At 33.5% G+C, this 21,316-nt stretch carries 20 protein-coding genes; 15 read left to right on the top strand and 5 right to left on the bottom strand.

Translation table 11 applies throughout. The annotated features are described in order from the left end of the window. Window positions 1–22 precede the first annotated feature (22 nt). Complete coding sequence (locus BUC23_RS05380; RefSeq protein ID WP_073206610.1) at window positions 23–685, top strand: hypothetical protein; 663 nt, start codon at window positions 23–25, stop codon at window positions 683–685. A gap of 75 nt (window positions 686–760) precedes the next feature. Here BUC23_RS05380 and BUC23_RS05375 read toward each other — a convergent pair whose 3' ends face one another. Next, window positions 761–1,288, bottom strand: a complete 528-nt coding sequence (locus BUC23_RS05375) for a hypothetical protein (RefSeq protein ID WP_073206607.1) — start codon at window positions 1,286–1,288, stop codon at window positions 761–763. Window positions 1,289–1,494: 206 nt separating this feature from the next. Between BUC23_RS05375 and guaA the strand changes: the two genes are divergently transcribed. The 6 genes from guaA (at window position 1,495) to yidC (ending at window position 9,699) form a co-directional block, all read left to right on the top strand. Next, window positions 1,495–3,024 (top strand): glutamine-hydrolyzing GMP synthase, encoded by a 1,530-nt coding sequence (gene guaA / locus BUC23_RS05370; RefSeq protein ID WP_073206604.1) that lies wholly within the window; start codon window positions 1,495–1,497, stop codon window positions 3,022–3,024. 131 nt (window positions 3,025–3,155) lie between these two features. Continuing rightward, a complete protein-coding gene (locus tag BUC23_RS05365) occupies window positions 3,156–5,123 on the top strand; it encodes a LysM peptidoglycan-binding domain-containing protein (RefSeq protein WP_244153771.1) in 1,968 nt (655 codons plus the stop codon). A gap of 47 nt (window positions 5,124–5,170) precedes the next feature. Continuing rightward, a complete protein-coding gene (locus tag BUC23_RS05360; RefSeq protein ID WP_073206598.1) occupies window positions 5,171–5,572 on the top strand; it encodes an OsmC family protein in 402 nt (133 codons plus the stop codon). A gap of 81 nt (window positions 5,573–5,653) precedes the next feature. Next, complete coding sequence (locus BUC23_RS05355) at window positions 5,654–5,884, top strand: DUF3820 family protein (RefSeq protein WP_073206594.1); 231 nt, start codon at window positions 5,654–5,656, stop codon at window positions 5,882–5,884. 231 nt (window positions 5,885–6,115) lie between these two features. Beyond that, window positions 6,116–7,729 (top strand): CTP synthase, encoded by a 1,614-nt coding sequence (locus BUC23_RS05350; protein ID WP_073206590.1) that lies wholly within the window; start codon window positions 6,116–6,118, stop codon window positions 7,727–7,729. Between the two features lie 65 nt (window positions 7,730–7,794). Next, the gene (gene yidC / locus BUC23_RS05345) at window positions 7,795–9,699 is read left to right on the top strand and encodes a membrane protein insertase YidC (protein WP_073206586.1); all 1,905 of its coding nucleotides are present in this window, start codon (window positions 7,795–7,797) and stop codon (window positions 9,697–9,699) included. 67 nt (window positions 9,700–9,766) lie between these two features. Here yidC and BUC23_RS05340 read toward each other — a convergent pair whose 3' ends face one another. Continuing rightward, window positions 9,767–10,729, bottom strand: coding sequence for a fasciclin domain-containing protein (locus tag BUC23_RS05340; RefSeq protein ID WP_073206583.1), 963 nt, complete (start codon window positions 10,727–10,729; stop codon window positions 9,767–9,769). Between the two features lie 490 nt (window positions 10,730–11,219). On the opposite strand from BUC23_RS05340, the gene BUC23_RS05335 reads away from it, so the two are divergent. The 5 genes from BUC23_RS05335 (at window position 11,220) to BUC23_RS05315 (ending at window position 16,305) form a co-directional block, all read left to right on the top strand. Further along, a complete protein-coding gene (locus BUC23_RS05335; RefSeq protein WP_073206814.1) occupies window positions 11,220–11,936 on the top strand; it encodes a toxin-antitoxin system YwqK family antitoxin in 717 nt (238 codons plus the stop codon). A gap of 60 nt (window positions 11,937–11,996) precedes the next feature. Continuing rightward, entirely contained in the window at window positions 11,997–13,184 is a 1,188-nt protein-coding gene (mnmA, locus tag BUC23_RS05330; protein ID WP_073206580.1) for a tRNA 2-thiouridine(34) synthase MnmA, read from the top strand. 129 nt (window positions 13,185–13,313) lie between these two features. Beyond that, window positions 13,314–14,924, top strand: coding sequence for a S8 family peptidase (locus BUC23_RS05325; protein WP_073206577.1), 1,611 nt, complete (start codon window positions 13,314–13,316; stop codon window positions 14,922–14,924). 15 nt (window positions 14,925–14,939) lie between these two features. Then, on the top strand, window positions 14,940–15,884 hold the full coding sequence (locus BUC23_RS05320) for an NAD(P)H-dependent flavin oxidoreductase (protein ID WP_073206574.1): 945 nt from the start codon (window positions 14,940–14,942) through the stop codon (window positions 15,882–15,884). Between the two features lie 10 nt (window positions 15,885–15,894). Next, window positions 15,895–16,305: a hypothetical protein gene (locus BUC23_RS05315; RefSeq protein WP_073206571.1), complete on the top strand. Its 411-nt coding sequence runs from the start codon at window positions 15,895–15,897 to the stop codon at window positions 16,303–16,305. A 58-nt stretch (window positions 16,306–16,363) separates the two neighbouring features. Here BUC23_RS05315 and BUC23_RS05310 read toward each other — a convergent pair whose 3' ends face one another. Then, complete coding sequence (locus tag BUC23_RS05310; RefSeq protein ID WP_073206568.1) at window positions 16,364–16,798, bottom strand: DUF4268 domain-containing protein; 435 nt, start codon at window positions 16,796–16,798, stop codon at window positions 16,364–16,366. Between the two features lie 92 nt (window positions 16,799–16,890). On the opposite strand from BUC23_RS05310, the gene BUC23_RS05305 reads away from it, so the two are divergent. Continuing rightward, window positions 16,891–17,538, top strand: a complete 648-nt coding sequence (locus BUC23_RS05305) for an NUDIX hydrolase (RefSeq protein ID WP_073206565.1) — start codon at window positions 16,891–16,893, stop codon at window positions 17,536–17,538. Window positions 17,539–17,628: 90 nt separating this feature from the next. Further along, window positions 17,629–18,438 (top strand): lysophospholipid acyltransferase family protein, encoded by an 810-nt coding sequence (locus BUC23_RS05300; RefSeq protein WP_073206811.1) that lies wholly within the window; start codon window positions 17,629–17,631, stop codon window positions 18,436–18,438. Between the two features lie 40 nt (window positions 18,439–18,478). On the opposite strand, the gene BUC23_RS05295 is transcribed toward BUC23_RS05300, so the two are convergent. Beyond that, complete coding sequence (locus tag BUC23_RS05295; protein WP_073206562.1) at window positions 18,479–19,111, bottom strand: hypothetical protein; 633 nt, start codon at window positions 19,109–19,111, stop codon at window positions 18,479–18,481. Next, a complete protein-coding gene (locus BUC23_RS05290; RefSeq protein WP_073206559.1) occupies window positions 19,108–19,611 on the bottom strand; it encodes an RNA polymerase sigma factor in 504 nt (167 codons plus the stop codon). The genes BUC23_RS05295 and BUC23_RS05290 overlap by 4 nt, the downstream gene beginning before the upstream one ends. A gap of 283 nt (window positions 19,612–19,894) precedes the next feature. Here BUC23_RS05290 and BUC23_RS05285 point away from each other — a divergent pair, with 283 nt between their 5' ends. Then, window positions 19,895–21,199 (top strand): NAD(P)/FAD-dependent oxidoreductase, encoded by a 1,305-nt coding sequence (locus BUC23_RS05285; protein WP_073206556.1) that lies wholly within the window; start codon window positions 19,895–19,897, stop codon window positions 21,197–21,199. Window positions 21,200–21,316 lie beyond the last annotated feature (117 nt).

Raw genomic sequence — 21,316 nt, 5'->3', positions numbered from 1 at the left:
GATTAAATAACTTTGATAGTATATGAAACAGGTTTTGTTGTTTATAATGATTTGTATTACACTAAATGGCTATACTCAAAGTGAGTTTAATTCCAATAAGTTTAAGGCGATTGCGCCGATAAATAGAACTCCAAAGATAAAAAAAGTGATTCCACCGGAATCGGCTTCACCTCCTATAACGACGCCAAATATTTTTAAAAGTCCGGATCTTATAAAGCCAAAGCCCAATTCTTTATTGACGCCTGCTAGCAATTTTTCAATGGTTATTAAAAATGAGTTTATTAATCCAGGAGACGTTTATAGAGATAAACTCAATAAAAAGGTGGATAACGAAGAAGGAACGGTTTATAGGAGAAATCAAAATTTAGGTGATTTTAAAACTGCTTCGGTGACTGCCAAGGTACTTTATCGAGATGCAGCTTATGTTGATGGTGATCAGATTCGGGTATATTTGAATGACAAAGTGATTCAATACCAAGTGAATTTGGACAGTGATTACAAAGGCTTTGACATAGTCTTGGAAAAAGGATTCAATAAAATAGATTTTGAAGCATTGAATCAAGGGAGTTCAGGACCCAATACCGCTCAATTTCAAGTTTTTGATGACAAGGGAGCTTTGATTTCTTCCAGTCAGTGGAATCTTGGAACGGGATTCAAAGCGACAATTATTCTTGTAAAGGAATAAAAATATCCTAATCTTAGGAATAAAAAAACCCGTTGGACGTAAATCTCCAACGGGTTTTCTTTTGCTTTTTTTTTATTAAAACGGATCAGCCGTAACTCTAAATTTCATATCCGCTTTAACTGTTATGTCTTTTGTTAGAGTTTCTTTAATTACCGCTTTTGTTCTTATTTTATAACTGGATGCTTTAATGTATTTGTCTAATTTTGCATCTGTTAATGTTAGATTTAACACGTTAGTGGTAGAATTAATGTCATCTAAATAAGCTAGTTCTATTTCATCAGTTGAATCCGTTGAAATGTATAAATGGATTGATCTTAAGAAACTGAATGTTTTATCAGTGGGGTTAGTAATGGTTACTTTTAGTTCTTTTAATCGTGCATCCTTTACTAAATTAGCATTAGTGTTATTATTTTGAAATTCAGCACTTGAATTTGTAGTAACATCTGGCGTTATTATTTCAGAAGCGGTATTAAGAGGAAATCCACTTGCAATGGTGAAAGAAGTTTGATTAGAAATGGTGAAGGTCAAAAGTTGATCTACCACATTGCAGGACGCTAAAAATAGGACTACTAGGGTAATTAGGGTGTACGTTTTTGTTTTCATTTAAATTATTTTATTAGTGTAAGATTCATTTTTGTTATATTTAAGGTGCAAAAATATAACTATATACGCTACAATAACTCTTTTGGTTTTTAAATATTGTCGTGTTAATAAGATTAAAAGCAATTATAAATGACCAAAGAACAAAATAAATTGAATATTTTTAAAATTCAATTTTTCAATTCAAAATATAAAAAGTATTTTTGCGCATGCAACACAACGTACTTATTTTAGATTTCGGATCGCAATATACACAGCTTATTGCGCGTAGAGTTCGCGAATTAAATATATTCTGCGAGATCTTCCCTTACAATCATTTTCCGAGTGATTTATCAAGTTATAAAGCCGTAATTCTTGGAGGAAGCCCTTTTTCTGTTAGAGGAGAAGATGCGCCTCATCCTGATTTATCTCAAATTAGAGGAAAACTTCCTTTGCTAGCCGTATGTTACGGAGCACAATACTTATCTCACTTTAGTGGAGGTGAAGTTGCGGCTTCGAATACCAGAGAATACGGTAGAGCTAATTTATCTTTTATAAAAGAAAATGAAGTCTTCTTTGAAGGTGTTTCAGAGAATAGTCAAGTTTGGATGAGCCATAGTGATAGTATCAAGGCCTTACCAACAAATGGAGTAAAAATTGCAAGTACACATGATGTAGAATTTGCAGCGTATAGAATTGAAGGTGAAACAACATACGCTATTCAATACCACCCAGAGGTTTTTCACTCGACAGATGGAGCGAAAATGCTGGAAAACTTTTTAGTAAAAATTGCTGATGTTCCTCAAAATTTTACACCAAATGCTTTTGTTGAAGAAATGGTTGCTGAATTAAAGGAAAAATTACAGGACGATAAAGTGGTCCTTGGTCTTTCTGGAGGGGTAGATTCTACCGTAGCGGCAGTTTTATTGCATCAGGCAATTGGAAAAAACTTATATTGTATTTTTGTAAATAACGGTTTGCTTCGTAAAAACGAATTCCAAAATGTATTAGATCAATATAAAGGGATGGGGTTAAACGTAAAAGGAGTGGATTCAGGAGATCGTTTCTTATCTGAATTAGCCGGCGTAAGTGATCCGGAAACCAAACGTAAAATTATAGGACGTGTATTTATTGAAGTTTTTGATGATGAATCGCACCTTATAGAAAATGTGAAATGGTTGGCACAAGGAACCATTTATCCTGATGTTATTGAGTCAGTTTCTGTAAAAGGACCTTCAGCTACTATTAAATCACACCATAATGTAGGAGGTTTACCTGATTACATGAAATTAAAAATTGTAGAACCGTTACGTATGCTTTTCAAAGATGAAGTGCGTAGAGTAGGAGCTTCATTAGGAATAGATCCAGAATTATTAGGAAGACACCCTTTTCCAGGTCCTGGATTGTCAATTAGAATTTTAGGTGATATTACTCCAGAAAAAGTACAGATTTTGCAAGATGTGGATAAAGTTTTTATCGACGGATTAAAATCTTGGGGATTGTATGACAAGGTATGGCAAGCCGGAGCTATTTTGCTTCCAGTGAACAGTGTAGGTGTTATGGGTGACGAGCGTACCTATGAAAAAGTAATTGCACTTCGCGCTGTTGAGTCAACTGATGGTATGACTGCTGACTGGGTTCATTTACCTTACGATTTCTTGATGAAAGTGTCTAATGACATTATTAATAAGGTTAAAGGAGTGAATAGAGTGGTTTACGACATTAGTTCAAAACCGCCTGCAACAATTGAATGGGAATAACGTTTACACATAGTTCCTATTCTTTAAGAGTAATTATTTTTTAATATTCTTTATATAAACGGTATCAGATTTTGGAATAAAATTTGATACCGTTCTGTTATTAATGAGTGAATAATTTTTTATAAATAAAAATGATGAAGTATTTTATTACAGTTTGTATGGCTTGTTTGTTTTTTACGTTCAGTGTTTCCTCACAAGAAAAAAACAGTACACATAAAGTAGAAAAAGGAGAAACAATCACGCAGATTGCTCAAAAATATAATGTCACTCCAAATGATATATATCAATTAAACCCCGATGCGCAAAGCGGTTTAAAACCAAACAGTATTTTGTTGATTCCAAAAAGTGCAACAAAGAAAACTACAGCTGCCCCAGTTAAAACGAATTTACAAGCCAAAACCCATCTGGTAATAGCTAAAGAAACGCTCTTTGGTATTGAGAAGAAATATGGAGTTACTGATGAGGCATTGAAAAAAGCGAATCCTTTTCTCGAAAAAGAAGGATTGCAAATAGGACAAACACTAATTATTCCTTCAAAAGCAGCAACGAAGGCTTCGATTGCAACTGAAAAACCTTCAACTGTAAAAAAAGAAGCAGTAGTCTATCATGAAGTTCTAGCTAAGGAAACGAAGTATTCTATTGCTAAAAAATACGGAATTACCATTGCTGAGCTAGAGAAAAAAAATCCTGAGGTTGTTTCTAATTTACCCATTGGATATAAATTGATTATTAAAGGAAATGTTTCAAAAGCAGTTAAAACTGCTGCAGTAACTGAATCGAAAAAGGAAACTGTAAATCCTTCTGCGGTAAAAGTAACCACCCCAATAAATTATTGGAATTATGAAGTAAAATCTAAAGAGACGCTTTATAGTTTATCAAAAATGTTCGGGATGAGCCAGGAGGAATTGATTGCTTTAAATCCTACTATGGCTTATGGTGTAACCGAAGCAATGACTCTGAAAATACCGTCTACTGTCTCAATGCCGCAGGAAAGTAAAAAAGAATACAGCAGTTTGTCTAAAAAAAGCGGGAATAACGACCGAAAAAAAATAGTGTTATTGATGCCTTTTAATATGAATGCTATTGAAGGAGATACAATCAATTCGACTGCTATACGATTGAAAAAAGATAAGTTTTTAAATATGACTTTGGATTTTTATGCTGGTGCAATGTCAGCTATAGATTCGGCTAAACAACTTGGACTTTCAATAGACGTTAGTGTTTTTGATTCTCAGGAAACAAAAAATGCATCAAACGTAGCTTCTATAATCAAGGAAAATAATCTTGAAAATGCCAATGCGATAATTGGACCTTTTTATCAAAGTAATGTAGAGAAAACGGCAGAATTGTTGAATTTAAATCAAGTACCTGTAATTTCGCCTTTATCAAAAGACGTAGGAAAATCATTTAGTAATTTATACCAAACAATTCCAACGGTTCTGGCTGTTAAAAATGCAATGTTTGATTATATGAGATCAAAGGGTGGAAATGTAATAGCGGTAATCGATAAGAAAAAAGAATCGGTTATACAGTATATCAAAGAAAATCAAAAAGACGTACGATTCTCAACTCTTAATTCAAACGGAAGCTTGTCAGCTGAAAATTTAAAGAGTTTGTTCGTTAAAGACAAAATAAATTACGTGGTTATGGAAACTGGAAATACCAGTATGATAAAAGCAACTATTGCGACTATGATGAGTTCTATGGCTACATATAAGGTGCAATTAGTTATTTTAGAGCCAAATGAAACATTAGATACGGATGAAATAAATTTCGTGAATCTGACAAAATTAAAAATGATGTATCCATCCATGACTCGTGATAATGAATCAGCAGGAGCGTTGCAATTTGAAAAAAGCTTCAAAAAAATAAATAAAATTTCCCCGAATATTTTTGCGACTCGTGGTTTTGATATTACTTTTGATACCATGATGCGACTATCGCAAGGCAAGACATATCAGGAAACGGCTGATGCTATGGCAACGGAGCAAGTAGATAATAAATTTGAATATTATAAAAAACCAGACGGAGGTTACACGAATAAAGGAGTTTATATCTTGTACTACGACACTGATTTGACCATAAAAGAAGCAAATTAAAAATATTCAGTAATTAGTCGGACAGTAGAATAAATAATAATAAAATTATGACATCAAAAGTAACTTACTTAGGCGATTTAAGAACGTCATCAATACATGTGCAATCTGGAAATGAAATCATATCGGATGCACCTTTAGATAATAATGGAAAAGGGGAAGCTTTCTCTCCAACGGATACAGTTGCAAATGCTTTAGCAAGTTGTATGATGACCGTTATGGGAATAAAAGCTCGTGATATGAATGTAGATTTAAAAGGATCTACCGCTGCCGTAACAAAAATAATGAATGCCGAACCAAGAAGAATAGGTGTTATAGAAATTACGTTTGAAATGGAAGGAACAAATGATCAAAAAGACATAACTATTCTGGAGAGAACCGCAATGACCTGTCCTGTTTTTATGAGTTTGAATACAGAAATAGAGAAGAGAATTACTTTTAACTGGAAATAAATAGTGTTTAGAAGCAAGAGACAGCAACAAGAAAGCGTATTTACTTCTTGTTGCTGTCTCTTGCTTTTTTATTAAAATAAAATGGATCAAAACCAAAAAAAGCTAATTAAACTAGCTCATACTAAAATGCCTTTTGGTAAATATGAAGGCAAGTTTCTTATCGATTTGCCTGAATATTATGTTGTTTGGTATAGTAACAAGGGATTCCCAAAAGGGGAGTTAGGCGAGCAGTTGCAACTGATTTACGAATTAAAACTCAATGGTCTTGAAGAGTTAATTAGAAATATAAAAAAACGGTACCCAAAACCATAATTTAGAAATTCGTCAATTAGAAAATTAGATAATTTATGTTAATTAGATTTTTATCTTTTTTTAATTGTCTACTCCGCTAATTTGTTGTTTTTATCCTTTAATTGATTGAATAATTTAATTTTATCCTTGCTTTATTTTCTCATTGTCTAATTGGCAAATTGTCTAATTAAATTTGTACTTTTGCCAAGTTTTTTACATAACTACAATACAAACAACAACAATAACAACAGAATGAATCAAACGAAATATATTTTTGTTACAGGTGGTGTGACTTCTTCTTTAGGAAAAGGAATTATTGCGGCATCTTTGGCAAAATTGTTACAAGCAAGAGGCTATCGTACAACTATCCAAAAGTTTGACCCGTATATTAATGTCGATCCAGGTACTTTAAATCCATATGAACATGGAGAATGTTACGTAACTGATGATGGGGCAGAAACTGATTTAGATCTAGGACACTACGAGCGTTTCTTGAATGTTCCTACCTCTCAAGCCAATAATGTTACTACTGGAAGAATCTATCTTTCGGTTATAGAAAAAGAAAGAAGAGGAGAATTTCTTGGTAAAACGGTACAAGTTGTACCTCATATTACCAATGAAATTAAAGATAGAATGCAATTGCTGGGAAATTCCGGCGATTATGATATTGTCATCACTGAAATCGGAGGAACTGTAGGGGATATTGAATCCTTACCTTATATCGAATCCGTTCGTCAGTTAGTTTGGGAATTAGGAGAGCATAATGGTATTGTAATTCACCTTACTTTGGTGCCTTATTTGGCTGCAGCAGGTGAATTGAAAACAAAACCGACGCAGCATTCGGTAAAAACGTTGATGGAAAGTGGTATCAAAGCTGATATTCTGGTTTGTAGAACAGAACATGAAATTTCAGAAGAATTACGTAATAAATTGGCTCTGTTTTGTAATGTAAAAAGAGAAGCCGTTATACAATCTATAGATGCTTCAACGATTTATGAAGTGCCTAATTTAATGTTGGAAGAGGGACTTGATGTTGTTGCGTTGAAAAAATTAGATTTGCCTAAGAAAGCTGCTCCGGATTTAAAAAACTGGAATACTTTTTTACGCCGATTAAAAAATCCAAAGCATACCGTAAATATCGGTTTGGTTGGGAAATATGTAGAAATGCAGGATTGCTATAAATCTATTTTGGAAGCATTTATTCATGCAGGAGCTACAAATGAAACTAAGGTAAATGTGATTTCGATCCATTCTGAACATATTGATGCAACTAACATTCACGACAAATTTTCTGGTTTAGACGGAATTCTGGTTGCACCAGGTTTTGGAGAAAGAGGAATTGAAGGAAAAATTGCTGCAGTGCAATATGCTCGTGAAAATAAAGTACCATTTTTCGGAATTTGTTTGGGAATGCAAATGGCAATCATAGAATATTCAAGAAATATTCTTGGTTATGCTGATGCTAATTCAACCGAAATGAATGAGCACACTGCTCATCCGGTGGTCAACCTTATGGAAGAGCAAAAAACAGTTACTGATAAAGGAGGTACAATGCGTCTTGGTGCATGGAAATGTGATATCAAAAAAGATTCATTGGCTTATAAAATATACGGAAAAGAAACTATTTCAGAACGTCACCGTCACCGTTATGAGTACAATAGTAACTATGTTGCACAATTACAAAATGCAGGATTGATTGCTTCTGGAGTAAATCCTGATACCGGATTGGTAGAGATTATAGAAATAGAAAACCATCCGTTTTTTATTGGGGTACAGTACCACCCGGAATATAAAAGTACGGTTGCGAATCCACATCCTATTTTTGTGAATTTTGTTGCGGCAGCTGTACAGGCGAAGAAAAAATAGTTCCTGTTTTTTGAAACAATTCATCAAACTTTATACTAATAGATTAAACTTTTTTAAATAGAATAATGAAAGAAAAAAAATTAGACCTCAATTCGATTATTGGTTTTGTATTGATTTTTGGAATTTTGCTTTGGATAATGTACCAAAACAAACCAGATGAAAAAGCTATTGCAGCAGAAAAAGCGCAAAAAGAATTAGTAATCAAAGAGGCTAAAGCCAAAGAATTATCTGATAAAGCTGTAGCAACAGCTACCGTTGCAGTTGCTGCCACCGGAGATTCAACGCAACTGGCTCAATTGCAAAAATCCTTAGGAAATTTTGCTTATTCAGCTACACTTCCTTCCGCTAAGGCTGCTTACACTACTATCGAAAATGAATTTGTAAAATTAAAAATTGCAAATAAAGGTGGGTATATTGTTGAAGCAACTTTGAAAAATTTCGAAAAATTTAAGAAAGGATCAGGTCAATTAGTTGAATTGATTAAGGACAACAATGCCGATTTAAATGTTCAATTGTTGACAAGTGACAATCGTACTTTAAATACCAAAGATTTGTATTTTGAACCAACACTTACAAAAGTAGGAGCGGATCAAATTCTTTCTATGAAATTGAAAGCAGGTCCAAATGAATTTCTGGAATACAAATACATTTTGAAACCAAACGATTTTATGGTTGGTTTTGATATTCGTTCACAAGGATTAAATAAAGTTTTGAATACGGCTAAACCATTGGATTTAGAGTGGAATTTGAAAACTTTTAGAACGGAAAAAAGTATCGCTTATGAAGATCGTTACACTTTATTGAATTATGAATATGGCGATGAAAAATTTAACAATGTAGGAGACGGAAAAGACAAAGAAGAAACACCTGAAAATGTAAAATTTATTGCATTCAAACAGCATTTTTTCAGTACGATTTTATTGACTGATACTCCGTTTGCAAAATCAACATTGAAGTCTAATAAATTAGTTGTTGACGAAAAAGTTGATACTACATTTATTAAACAATTTAATGCAAAAGTGCCTTTAGCATTTACCAATGGTGAGATAGATCATAAAATGAGCTGGTATTTTGGACCATCTGATTATAAGACTTTAAAGGCATACGATAAAAATTTAGAGAAAATTATTCCTTTAGGTTGGGGTATTTTCGGATGGATTAACAAATTCGTGTTTATTCCATTATTCGGATTCTTAAGTTCTTACATTGCTTATGGCATTGCGATAATTATTTTTACAATTATCATCAAAATTGCGATGTCGCCTATTACTTATAAATCATTTTTGTCGCAGGCCAAAATGAAAGTATTGCGACCTGAAATTACGGAATTGGGAGAAAAATTCAAAAAAGACCCAATGAAGAAACAACAGGAAACGATGAAATTGTACAATAAAGCTGGGGTGAACCCAATGGCAGGATGTATTCCAGCCTTGATTCAGCTGCCTTTTATGTATGCTTCATTTCAGTTTTTTCCATCTGCTTTCGAGTTAAGACAAAAAAGCTTCCTTTGGGCAGACGATTTATCTTCTTTTGACCAAGTTGTAAAATTACCTTTCCATGTTCCTATGTATGGAGATCATATCAGTTTGTTTCCAATATTGGCTGCAATAGCGATTTTCTTTTATATGAAAATGACTTCCGGGGACCAACAAATGGCAGCTCCACAACAAGAAGGAATGCCGGATATGGCAAAAATGATGAAATACATGATTTATATTTCGCCAATTATGATGTTAATTTTCTTCAATAGCTATGGTGCTGGATTGAGTTTGTATAACTTTATTTCCAATTTGATTACGATAGGAATCATGTTTGTTATTAAAAATTATATTGTTGATAGCGATAGAATACATGCGCAAATTCAACAGAACAAATTGAAAGAGCCAAAAAAACAAGGTAAGTTCCAACAAAAACTTCAAGAAGTTATGGAGCAAGCTGAAGCTCAAAAAGCAAAAGATAAAAAGAAGTAATTCTTTGTAGATTATAAGCTAAAAAGCTCCCTGAAAATAGGGAGCTTTTTTTTTGACATATTTTTTCTTATAGAATAGGCAACAGGACTTTGTTAAGAACATGAATCACTCCATTTGAGCATTGTACATCAGTTGCAATTATCGTTGATATTCTATTATTTGCATCCTTTATTTTTGCTCCGCCAGTTAATTGAATAGTAAAAGTTTGTGGTGTTTGAAGCGTTGCAACTACTTGACCTTCGGTTAAACTAGCGGCCAATACATTTCCAGAAACTACGTGATATTGTAAAACTTTTGTCAAATTTGCAGCAGAAACACCTGCAATTCCTCCTGGTGCTAGTTCTGCATTTAACGCTGTAAAAGCGTCATTAGTAGGCGCAAATACTGTAAAAGGCCCAGGTCCAGATAAAATGGAAACAAAATTAGGTTGCCCCGCTCCAGTTAAAGCCCCAACTAAAGAAGTGAAATTTGGATTTGCAGTTGCATGGGTCACAATGGTAGGCAAGCCAATTACTTTGTCCACGATGTGTATTACGCCATTAGAAGCCATGATGTCAGCAGTTGTTACTTTTGCGACTCCATTTAGTTTTACTCCTCCGGAAGTGTTTACAAACATACTCAACGTATTGGTTGCTGAAGCGGAACCTTTTGCCAATGTTTTTATATATCCAGTTGACAAATCGCTGGATTTCACAGCACCTGTTACAACGTGATTTAGTAAAATTTGGGTTAAGACTTCTTTTGGCACATCATTTATGGTAGCATAAGGAGTTGTGGCAAGAAAGGCTGTAAAGGCATCGTTAGTAGGTGCGAAAACGGTAAACGGACCAGCACCTTGTAAGGTTGTGGCTAAATCTGCTTTGACAAGTGCCTGAACCAAGATGCTTAAATTCGTTGTAGCAATTGCTTTTCCTGTGATTGTATTGTCTACGGGTGCAGAATTGTCATCATCGTTATTATCACATGATGTTCCTACGATTGCGAAAAATGTTAGCAAGGCTAAACATTTAATTTTTAATGAATTTTTCATAGTGTTGATTTTTAATTGTTTACGCTAAATTAAATATTTGTTTTTATTAAATGTTTAATATTTTTGTTAAAAGATAAAACAAATTAAAAATTTATGTTTTTTTTTATTATTGTTTAATTTGAAAATAACCATGTAAGGGGCTTAATATTAGCGATATAGGTTGTTTTAGTGAAATATGGTATGCTATTAGCTATCTATTAAATTGAACAATTGATAAAATCACTTTTTGATTATCATTGATGACATTTGGTTTATTATGATATTATAGGCTTTTTTGATTCTAAAGGCTGTTTTGCAACTGTAAGAATGCTTGAGTTCAAAAGTATAAATGGAAGATTTTGGTATTGAATTTTAGAATTTAAATCAATCAAATTATGTTTTGTAAATCTAAAAAGAATAAAAGGGTCACTTCTAATATAAAATGTAAATTTGTTGAAATAAAAAGGCAATAAAGTTGTTCTTACTAAATGCTCCTAAATTAAAAGATATAATGAAAAATATTAAGTTTAGTTTTTTTAAAGTTATTATACTCCTATGCTTTTGTCAAAGTATATTTTCCCAAACAGATTTCAATAAACTAGATGAAAAAGGAAAAAAACATGGACTATGGAAAGGGTTTTACGAAGAATCAAAAAGACCAAGATATGAAGGGACTTTTGTTCATGGAAAAGAAATTGGAGTTTTCAATTTTTATGATGATACCAAGGCAAAATCCATAATTGCCACTAGGGAATTCAATGCCAAAGATAATTCTGCTTATACCATATTTTATGATCAGTCTAAAAATAAAGTGAGTGAGGGTAAAGTGGTAAATAAATTATTTGACGGACCATGGAAGTATTACCATCTGGCTTCAAAAAACATTATGGCAACTGAAAATTATAAGCAAGGAAAGCTGGAAGGTTTGCGAACCGTATATTATAGTAATGGCAAAATTGCGGAGCTAATTAATTACAAAAACAACTTGAAAGAAGGGGTTTATAAAAAATATACTGAGAATGGAATTGTGCTTGAAGAGTCTATTTTTAAGAACAACGAGTACAATGGATTGGCATTTTTCAAAGATACCGATGGAAATGTTGTTTCGAAAGGTCAATTTTTAAATGGTAAAAAATCAGGTGTTTGGCAGTTTTTCGAAAAGGGAAAACCAGTCAAAACTGTCAATATGAGCAACCCTGAAAATGCAACAAAATCCAAAAACAATTAACTTAAGACTTAATAAATCTTTCGTAACTTTGCACCCTTATAAAATTTTAATTTTTTGAAGATGAAGCGTGTTGTTGTAGGACTTTCAGGGGGTGTAGATTCAAGTGTTGCCGCTTATTTGTTGCAACAACAAGGATATGAGGTTATAGGTCTTTTTATGAAAAATTGGCATGATGATTCAGTGACTATTTCTAATGAATGTCCATGGCTTGAGGATAGTAATGATGCACTTTTAGTAGCCGAAAAATTAGGAATTCCTTTTCAAACGGTAGATTTAAGCGAACAATACCAAGAGAAAATTGTTGATTATATGTTCAGAGAGTACGAAAAAGGACGAACTCCAAATCCAGATGTACTTTGTAATCGTGAAATAAAATTTGACGTTTTTATGAAAATTGCAATGAGTCTTGGCGCGGACTATGTGGCAACAGGTCATTATTGTAAAAAAAGTGAAATTGAAGTTGACGGTGAACCCGTTTATCAATTGTTAGCCGGAGCAGATAATAATAAAGATCAGTCTTATTTTCTTTGTCAATTGTCACAAGAGCAATTGGCAAAATCGTTATTTCCAATTGGTGAATTAACAAAGCCAGAAGTTCGTGAAATTGCGGCTCAAATGGATTTGGTTACTGCCGAAAAGAAAGATTCGCAAGGATTATGTTTCATAGGGAAAGTACGTTTACCTGAATTTTTGCAACAAAAATTACAACCTAAAGAAGGATTAATTATTCAAATCGATAAAAATAATCCTGTTTACAATATAGATGCGCCTAAATTATTGTCTGTTGAAGATGGATTAGTGCTTGAGGCAAAAAAGATTGACTACATTCCTGAAATGGGAAAAGTAGTAGGAAACCATCAAGGGGCTCATTATTTTACAACAGGTCAACGCAAAGGATTGAATGTAGGAGGAACAACAGATCCTTTGTTTATAATTTCCACAAATGTTGCCACGAATACTATTTATACCGGATTAAGCAGTCAGCATCCCGGATTGTTTAAAAAAGCATTGTTTGTTGAAAAATCCGAAGTACATTGGATCCGAACGGATTTGGCTTTAGCCAATGGCAAAACAATGGATGTATTGGCAAGAATTCGGTATAGACAACCTTTGCAAAAAGCAACTCTGCATCAGTTTGAAAACGGAATGTATGTTTCATTTGAAGAGCCACAGTCCGCTATAACTGAAGGACAATTTGTTGCTTGGTATTTAGGTGATGAATTAGTTGGTTCCGGAGTTATTTCTTAGTTTAGTACTTTATTTTTGAAGGTTTATAAATCATCTAGCTTTTTAGAAGTAAAATGATATCATGAATTTTAAATAGTAGAGTTCTATAGAAATAAATAAAGTTTCCTTTTTAACATTAATATTTTAACTATGAGAAAATTCTATGTGTTTCTTTTGATATTCACTACAGCAACTGTTTTTTCGCAAGTACAAGATGCTTGGGTTTACTTTAATGCAAAATCAAATACTCAAATGTACTTTGATTCCCCATTAAAAATGCTGTCGCAAAGGGCGTTGGACAGAAGAAGTAATCAAAAGATACCATTAGATTCTAAAGATATTCCTATCGAGCAATCTTATATAAACCAAGTAAAAAACGTCGCTGGTATTTCTGTTTTAGCCAAATCAAAATGGTTAAATGCAATTCATGTTCGTGGCACACAAGCAGTAATAAATTCAGTAAAAACATTTTCTTTTGTCAATAAAATCGATTTTGCGGATAAATCGCTGAATATCGTTGGGAATATTGCGAAGGTAAAAAAAATTAGAAACGCTGATAAGATTACCAAAACTAAAATTGATTATGCTTACGGAAGCTCGGCTAATCAAATTCAGATGTTGAATGGACATCAATTGCACCAACAAAATTATACGGGTTCAGGTAAGATAATAGCAGTTCTAGATGCTGGTTTTCCGGGTGTTAATACCACACAACCTTTTCAAAGATTGAGAGATAATAATCAAATTTTGGGAGGCTACAATTTTGTATTGAGAAATCCTGATTTTTACACCGGAGTTTCACACGGAACATCCGTTCTTTCAGCCATGGGCGGTTATAAAGAAAATGCATTGGTAGGAACAGCACCAGATGCTCTATACTATTTATTCATTACAGAAGATGATCCCACCGAAAATCCTGTGGAAGAATCACTTTGGGTGGAAGCTGCAGAAAAATCAGACAGTTTGGGCGTAGATATCATAAATACCTCTTTAGGTTATTTTGAATATGATAATACCGCGTATAGCCATAAATATAGTGAAATGAATGGAACTACTACTTATATGTCAAGAGGAGCTGAAATAGCGTTTAGCCGAGGGATGATTATCGTAACGGCAGCCGGTAATTCAGGGAATACATCAGAGCCACATATTTCAGTACCTGCTGATGCAGTTTCGGTGATTGCGGTAGGAGCTGTAAATTCTGCAAAAGCACAGGCTTCATTTAGTTCGATTGGGCCGACGAGTGATAATCGTATAAAACCGGATGTTATGGCTCAAGGACAATCAGATGTTGTAGCTGATGCGTTAGGTAATGTTGTAACAGCAAACGGGACTTCATTTTCTAGTCCAATTATGGCAGGGATGGTCGCTTGTTTGTGGCAGGCATTTCCACTTAAAACAAATAAGGAAATCAGAGATTTAATCATAAAATCAGGTGATAGATTCGCGACTCCTAATAATCAATATGGATTTGGTATTCCAAATTTTGGCACAGCGTATACACTTTCTATAAATGCTTTTTCAAAAAATGATTTTATATTGTATCCAAATCCAGTAAATGACTCCATATCCATTTCTCTGCCAGAAGGCCATGATAAAGGGTCGTTTTTCATTTATACTGCTTTAGGACAAAAAATATTAAATAGTGATATAACAACAGAAACATCAAATGTTTCTTTGGAATCCCTTGAAAAAGGAACCTATGTTTATAAATTAGAATCTGGACTTTTTTCTAAAACCGGAAAAATAATAAAGCAATAACCTACAGTAAAACAAATGAATAGAATTACAGAGCTCTTCAAAATTAAATACCCTGTTATCCAAGCCGGAATGATTTGGAACAGCGGTTATAAATTAGCGAGTGCAGTAAGTAATGCGGGTGGTTTAGGCATAATAGGTGCAGGTTCTATGTATCCCGAAGTTTTGCGGGAACACATTCAAAAATGCAAAAAAGCCACTACAAAACCTTTTGGTGTTAATGTCCCAATGCTATATCCCAATGTCGAAGAAATAATGAAAATTATAGTCGATGAAGGAGTGAAAATAGTTTTTACGTCGGCTGGAAACCCAAAAACTTGGACTTCTTTTTTGAAAGAAAATGGCATAACAGTTGTACATGTGGTTAGTAGTTCTGTTTTTGCTTTAAAAGCTGAGGCGGCAGGTGTTGATGCCGTAGTTGCTGAAGGATTTGAAGCTGGAGGGCACAACGGAAGAGACGAAACGACCACTTTTACATTGATTCCAATGGTAAAAGAACATATAAAAATTCCTTTGATAGCTGCCGGAGGTATTGCCACTGGTCGTGGAATGTTAGCGGCAATGGTTTTAGGCGCTGATGGCGTTCAGGTAGGGAGTAGGTTTGCAGCTTCGGTAGAATCTTCAGCACATGAAAATTTTAAGAATACGATTATAAAGGTGAAAGAAGGCGACACGCAATTAACTTTAAAAGAATTGGCTCCTGTTCGATTGATTAAAAACAAGTTTTACGATGATCTTCAGCAATTGTATGCGAAATGTCCAACAACAGAGGAGTTGTCTCAGTTTTTAGGAAGAGCAAGAGCAAAAAGAGGTATGTTTGAAGGTGATTTAATCGAAGGAGAATTAGAAGTAGGCCAGGTTGCGGGATTAATTCATGAAATTATACCAGCTGCCGACATACTTTTTGAAATAATAACTGATTTTGAAAATGCCAGAAAAGAAGTAACTAAATTCGACTTTTAATTAATACACAATGACTAAAACAAAATTATTTATTATATTGTTTTTTTTGGGTTTAGGATCACAACAGTCTTACAGTCAGAATTATAAATTCAAAACATCAGGTTTTAGTGTTTTAGAAAAAAACGAAAAAGGCAAGTGGGGAAAATGGTCTGATTTAGGGTTGGTCAATATCTTAGTATCATTAGATACTAATAAAGATAGAATCGTTATATATTCTCAAGCCATTCAATTGTTTGAAATTATTGATTATCAACCAACAGAAGAAAATGATACCGATATCGTTTATTCATTTACTTGTAAAGATAATAATGGAGAGGATTGCACACTTTCAATTATTACGAGAAAGAAGCAGGATAACAGGAAACAATTGTATGTCAATTATGAAAATAGAATTATCGTTTATAATATTTTCAACATGTAAAAATAAAAAAAGTCACTCGTAGTGACTTTTTTTATTTAATAACAATCCAAAAAAAGAATTAGTCGATGTCTTTTATAAAATCGTCGTACTCTTTATAAAACAACTCTAAAGAATTCATTTTCTCGTTGTAAAAATCAAAGATTTCATCCCAGTATTTTCGATTACTAACGCTGACTTCTAATTTTTCAACCCAAATTCGGCTAATTGTTTTACCATTTTCAAGAATGAATTCTTTTTCAAATACTAAATCTTTGATGAATTCTTCTTCCAGTATATTTTTTAGTGCTTCTATTTTCTCGAAATAAGCAATTCGTTTGTCATCACTTCGATGCTCAATATCAATTAAAACTAGCGCCTTTTTATTATCTACATAAAATTTAAAAGAGAAATCTTTTATTTTTGTATCATAAAGCACCCATTTTCTGGGATATTTATCTGCGAATGTCACCCAGAATTCTCGCTTTAATTTTTGAGTTTCTTCTTTACTATACATTTTAATGGCTTTTAATTTAGAAAATTTGCATCACGTTATTTTCTAAACTATATTTATATTATCTTTTTATGATGCAAAAATAGACTTTGATTATGGATTTTCAAGAATTTTTAGAATATGTTCCTAAATTAATGACAGCAGAGCTTCCTGCTGAAGTTTCGCATATCAAAATGGCTCCTCTAGAGAGAATTGAAAGTTTAAAAAATTTTGATATTGGAATAAAAAAGCCAAAAATTGCAGCCGTTATGATGTTGTTTTATCCTAAAAATGGAATAACGCATTTGGTACTTATTGTCCGAAATTCTTACAAGGGAGTACATTCTGCTCAAATTGCTTTTCCTGGAGGAAAATATGAAGTTCAAGACGAAATTTTCGAAAATACTGCACTGCGTGAAACCCATGAAGAAGTTGGGATTCACCCCAATATAATGGAAATTATCAAGACTTTTACACCAATGTATATTCCTCCCAGTGATTTTATGGTACATCCTTTTTTAGGAATTTGTAAAGAGGAAATTGTTTTCGTCCCGGATCCTAAAGAAGTTGCAAACATCATTGAATTGCCTTTAACGGTTTTTTTGAGTGATGCTATTATTACTGATACTAATCTGACTACTTCATACGCAAATGATATTAGTGTTCCTGCGTTTAAAATCGAGGAACATATTGTGTGGGGAGCTACAGCGATGATGCTGAGTGAGTTGAAAGATGTTTTAAAAGATGTTTTCAATTCCTGGTGATACTTTTTTTTAGATGAAAAATTGGAAAGGAAGTACAAAAATAAAATTCGTATTATTGCAAACATAATTCACAGAAAAACACACAAATTTATGGGATTGTTTAAGAGAAATCCTTTTGGTCATATATTATTTATAAAAAAATTCTTAATTCGTGTTTTTGGAGTTATTACCCATCGACGTTATAGAGGATTTAATGAATTACAGATCGAAGGGTCCGAGATTATACGAAATTTGCCTGATACAAATGTCCTTTTTATATCCAATCACCAAACTTATTTTGCCGATGTCGTAGCCATGTTCCATGTTTTTAATGCTAGTCTGAACGGGCGCGATGATACCATCAAAAATGTTTGTTATATGTGGCAGCCTAAATTAAATATTTATTACGTTGCAGCCAAAGAAACGATGCAAGCGGGTTTATTGCCACGAATTATGGCTTATGCGGGAGCAATTTCAGTAGAACGAACTTGGCGAGCAAAAGGAGTTGATGTGCAAGAGAAGAAGAATATTAACCCAGATGATACTGAAAATATTAAAATAGCGCTCAAAGATGGCTGGGTAATTACATTTCCGCAGGGAACCACTAAGTCTTTTAAACCGGTACGAAAAGGAACCGCTCATATCATCAAACAACACAGACCCATTGTTGTGCCTATTGTTATAGACGGTTTCCGCCGTTCTTTTGATAAAAAAGGACTGAGAATGAAAAAGAAAGGTATTCTGCAGTCGTTTATCATCAAAGAACCTTTAGAGATTGATTATGATAATGACACTATTGAGGAAATTGTTGAAAAAGTAGAATATGCTATCGAGCAACATGCATCTTTCCTAAAAGTAATTCCTTGTGAGGAAATAGAAGAACAGGAAAAGCTAAATAAACTGCGTCGTTGGGAATATTAAAAAAAAAGAGTTCATTAGTGAACTCTTTTTTTTTGTAAAACTACAAATCTATCTTTTTTAATTCTTTATAATTCGCATACAATCTACGAAGTAAGATTCCATATAAAACTCTGTAAAATAGCCAAAATGCGCCAAAAAATACAGCAATAGTCAAGAATAAAACGCCAAATATGATTGCCATTACCTTAGTGTCATTAAAGATTTTCTCTCTCAAAGAACCTATTTCCGGACTGTAACTAAATGCAATTATGAAGCCTATAATAAAACTCAAAACAATCATTCCAAGATTGTACCAAACATAAAACTGAACCGTTTTACGTGTTTTCAATATATCCTGCATTAACTGCTTAGTAGAGGCAGTTGTTGAAATTCTAACATAGTTTTTATAGAACAAATAAATAAAGGTCAATATTACGCCATAATTAAAATACGTTAATAATTTCAAATAGGATATCAACTCTTCATGATGCAACTGCTTCAAATAGTCATCTGAATTAAAAAACAAGCTTAACGCAGTCCATAATAAAACCTCCAAAATACTAATAATCAAAATCCACTTCACAATCGAAGATGATTTTTTATGTATCATTTTGTAAATCTCAATTTCCGATACTTGTTCAAAAGAATCCGTGTTCTTTTGCCAGTCTTTTTTCAATAAATCCAGCTCTTTCATATTCCTAATGGATTTAATATTTTTTTTAATTTTCCTTTTATTCTATTCATTTTTACCCTCGCATTCACTTCGCTAATTCCTAATGTTTCGGCTATTTCCTGATAATCTTTGTCTTCAAGATACATAAAAATCAACGCTTTTTCAATATCATTCAATTGGTAAACAGCTTTGTACATAAGCTTAAGCTGTTCTTCTTCCTCATAATTATATTCCACATCATTCAAGAAATGCTGACGTCCCTCGAACTCAATGGTTGCAATTGAGCGCTTACTTTTTCTATATAAAGTGATTGCCGTGTTCAATGCCACACGATAGGCCCATGTAGAAAACTTGCTGTCCCCTCTAAATTTTGGAAAAGCTTTCCATAACTGAATCGTGATTTCCTGAAACAAATCCTTATGTGCATCATCGCCATTAGTATACAACCTACAAATCTTGTGGATTATATTCTGATTTTCCTGCAATTGCTTAACAAAAGACTGTTCTAGATTGTCACTCATATATACGTTAGTAATCAAAAAGTGGATTTTGTTACAATATTAATAATTTTTAGGAGCAGAAAGACTTCAATCCATAATAAACATCCCTCCCGCTGTACATTACAATCTTTATTTTCTGAAAAAATCAGAAAAACAAAGGATTTTCATTTCCATCAGGGCTATTTTACATGTTTAGTACTTTGAATGGCTTTTTCAAAAACAAAAATTTCGATACTATTTGATTTAATTCAACATTAAAAAACATTGTATCTTTGAGTATCAACAAATCAGAACTTTTTTAAACATGAACATTCCACAATCTAAGAATCCCAGAATAGTAATTATAGGTGGAGGTTTTGCAGGCATTGCATTGGCCAGACAATTAAAAAATAAAAATATGCAAGTCGTACTTTTAGACAAACACAACTATCATAATTTTCAACCTTTGCTATATCAGGTTGCCACAGGCGGGTTAGAGGCAGGTTCTATTGCTTATCCAATTCGAAAAGTCATACAGGAATATGATGATTTCTACTTCCGACTCACTTCTGTAGAAGAGATAGACACAAAAAACCAAAAAGTCATCGCCGAGATTGGCGAATTAAGTTACGATTATCTGATCATTGCCACAGGATCTAAAACCAATTATTTTGGCAACAAAGAAATAGAACGCAACAGTATGGGGATGAAAACCATACCACAGTCGCTCAATATACGCAGTCTTATTCTCGAAAATTTCGAACAAGCGGTTCTTACCACTGATGTGGCAGAGCGTAATAGCCTTATTAATTTTGTACTCGTAGGTGGCGGACCCACAGGAGTAGAGCTTGCAGGCGCTCTAGCCGAAATGAAAAAAGCCATTCTGCAAAAAGATTATCCCGATTTGGATATTGATAAAATGGAAATCAATCTCATTCAAAGCGGAGACAGAATCTTAAACACGATGAGTGAAAAATCTTCTATTGCCGCCGAGAAGTTTCTGAACAGTTTAGGCGTGAAAATTTGGAAAAATGTTCGGGTAACTAATTATGATGGACGAACTATTATTACGAATTCTGATTTGACATTTGAAACCGCAACCGTAATTTGGACTGCTGGTGTCCAAGGAGCATTAGTTGCAGGATTAGACGCCAAATCATTGGTGGAAAGAGTAGAACGTATTCGGGTCAATCAATACAGCCAAGTGGTAGGTTACGACAATATTTTTGCCGTAGGCGACATCGCTTCCATGGAAACGGAAAGTTATCCCGAAGGACATCCCATGATGGCTCAACCTGCTATGCAACAAGGCAAATTATTGGGAGAAAACATCATAAAATTAATTAGAAAACAACCGATGCAAGCCTTTGAATACAACGACAAAGGTTCAATGGCTACAATAGGAAGAAATAAAGCAGTAGTCGATTTGCCAAAATACCATTTCAGTGGTGTTTTTGCCTGGTTTGTGTGGATGTTTGTGCATTTATTCTCCCTAATTGGATTCAAAAATAGAGCTGTGGTTTTCCTCAATTGGGTATATAACTACATTCGTTTTGACCGTGAAGGAAGATTGATTATTAGACCATATAAAAAGAAAAGTTTTACTACGTTTACCAGTGATGAAGTGTAAAAAACCGGCCTTATTAATAGTGTAATTGCATTCTTACATCGTTGATAATCAGTGATTAAGCTCGTGTGATATCATTCTTACAATATGCTGATTTACAATATTTTAACAAAATTATAA

Origin of the sequence: Flavobacterium xinjiangense (assembly GCF_900142885.1) — a bacterium.
GTDB lineage: Bacteria > Bacteroidota > Bacteroidia > Flavobacteriales > Flavobacteriaceae > Flavobacterium > Flavobacterium xinjiangense.
The sequence above is the reverse complement of the archived record's forward strand: the minus strand, read 5'-3'. Positions and strand labels throughout refer to the sequence as shown.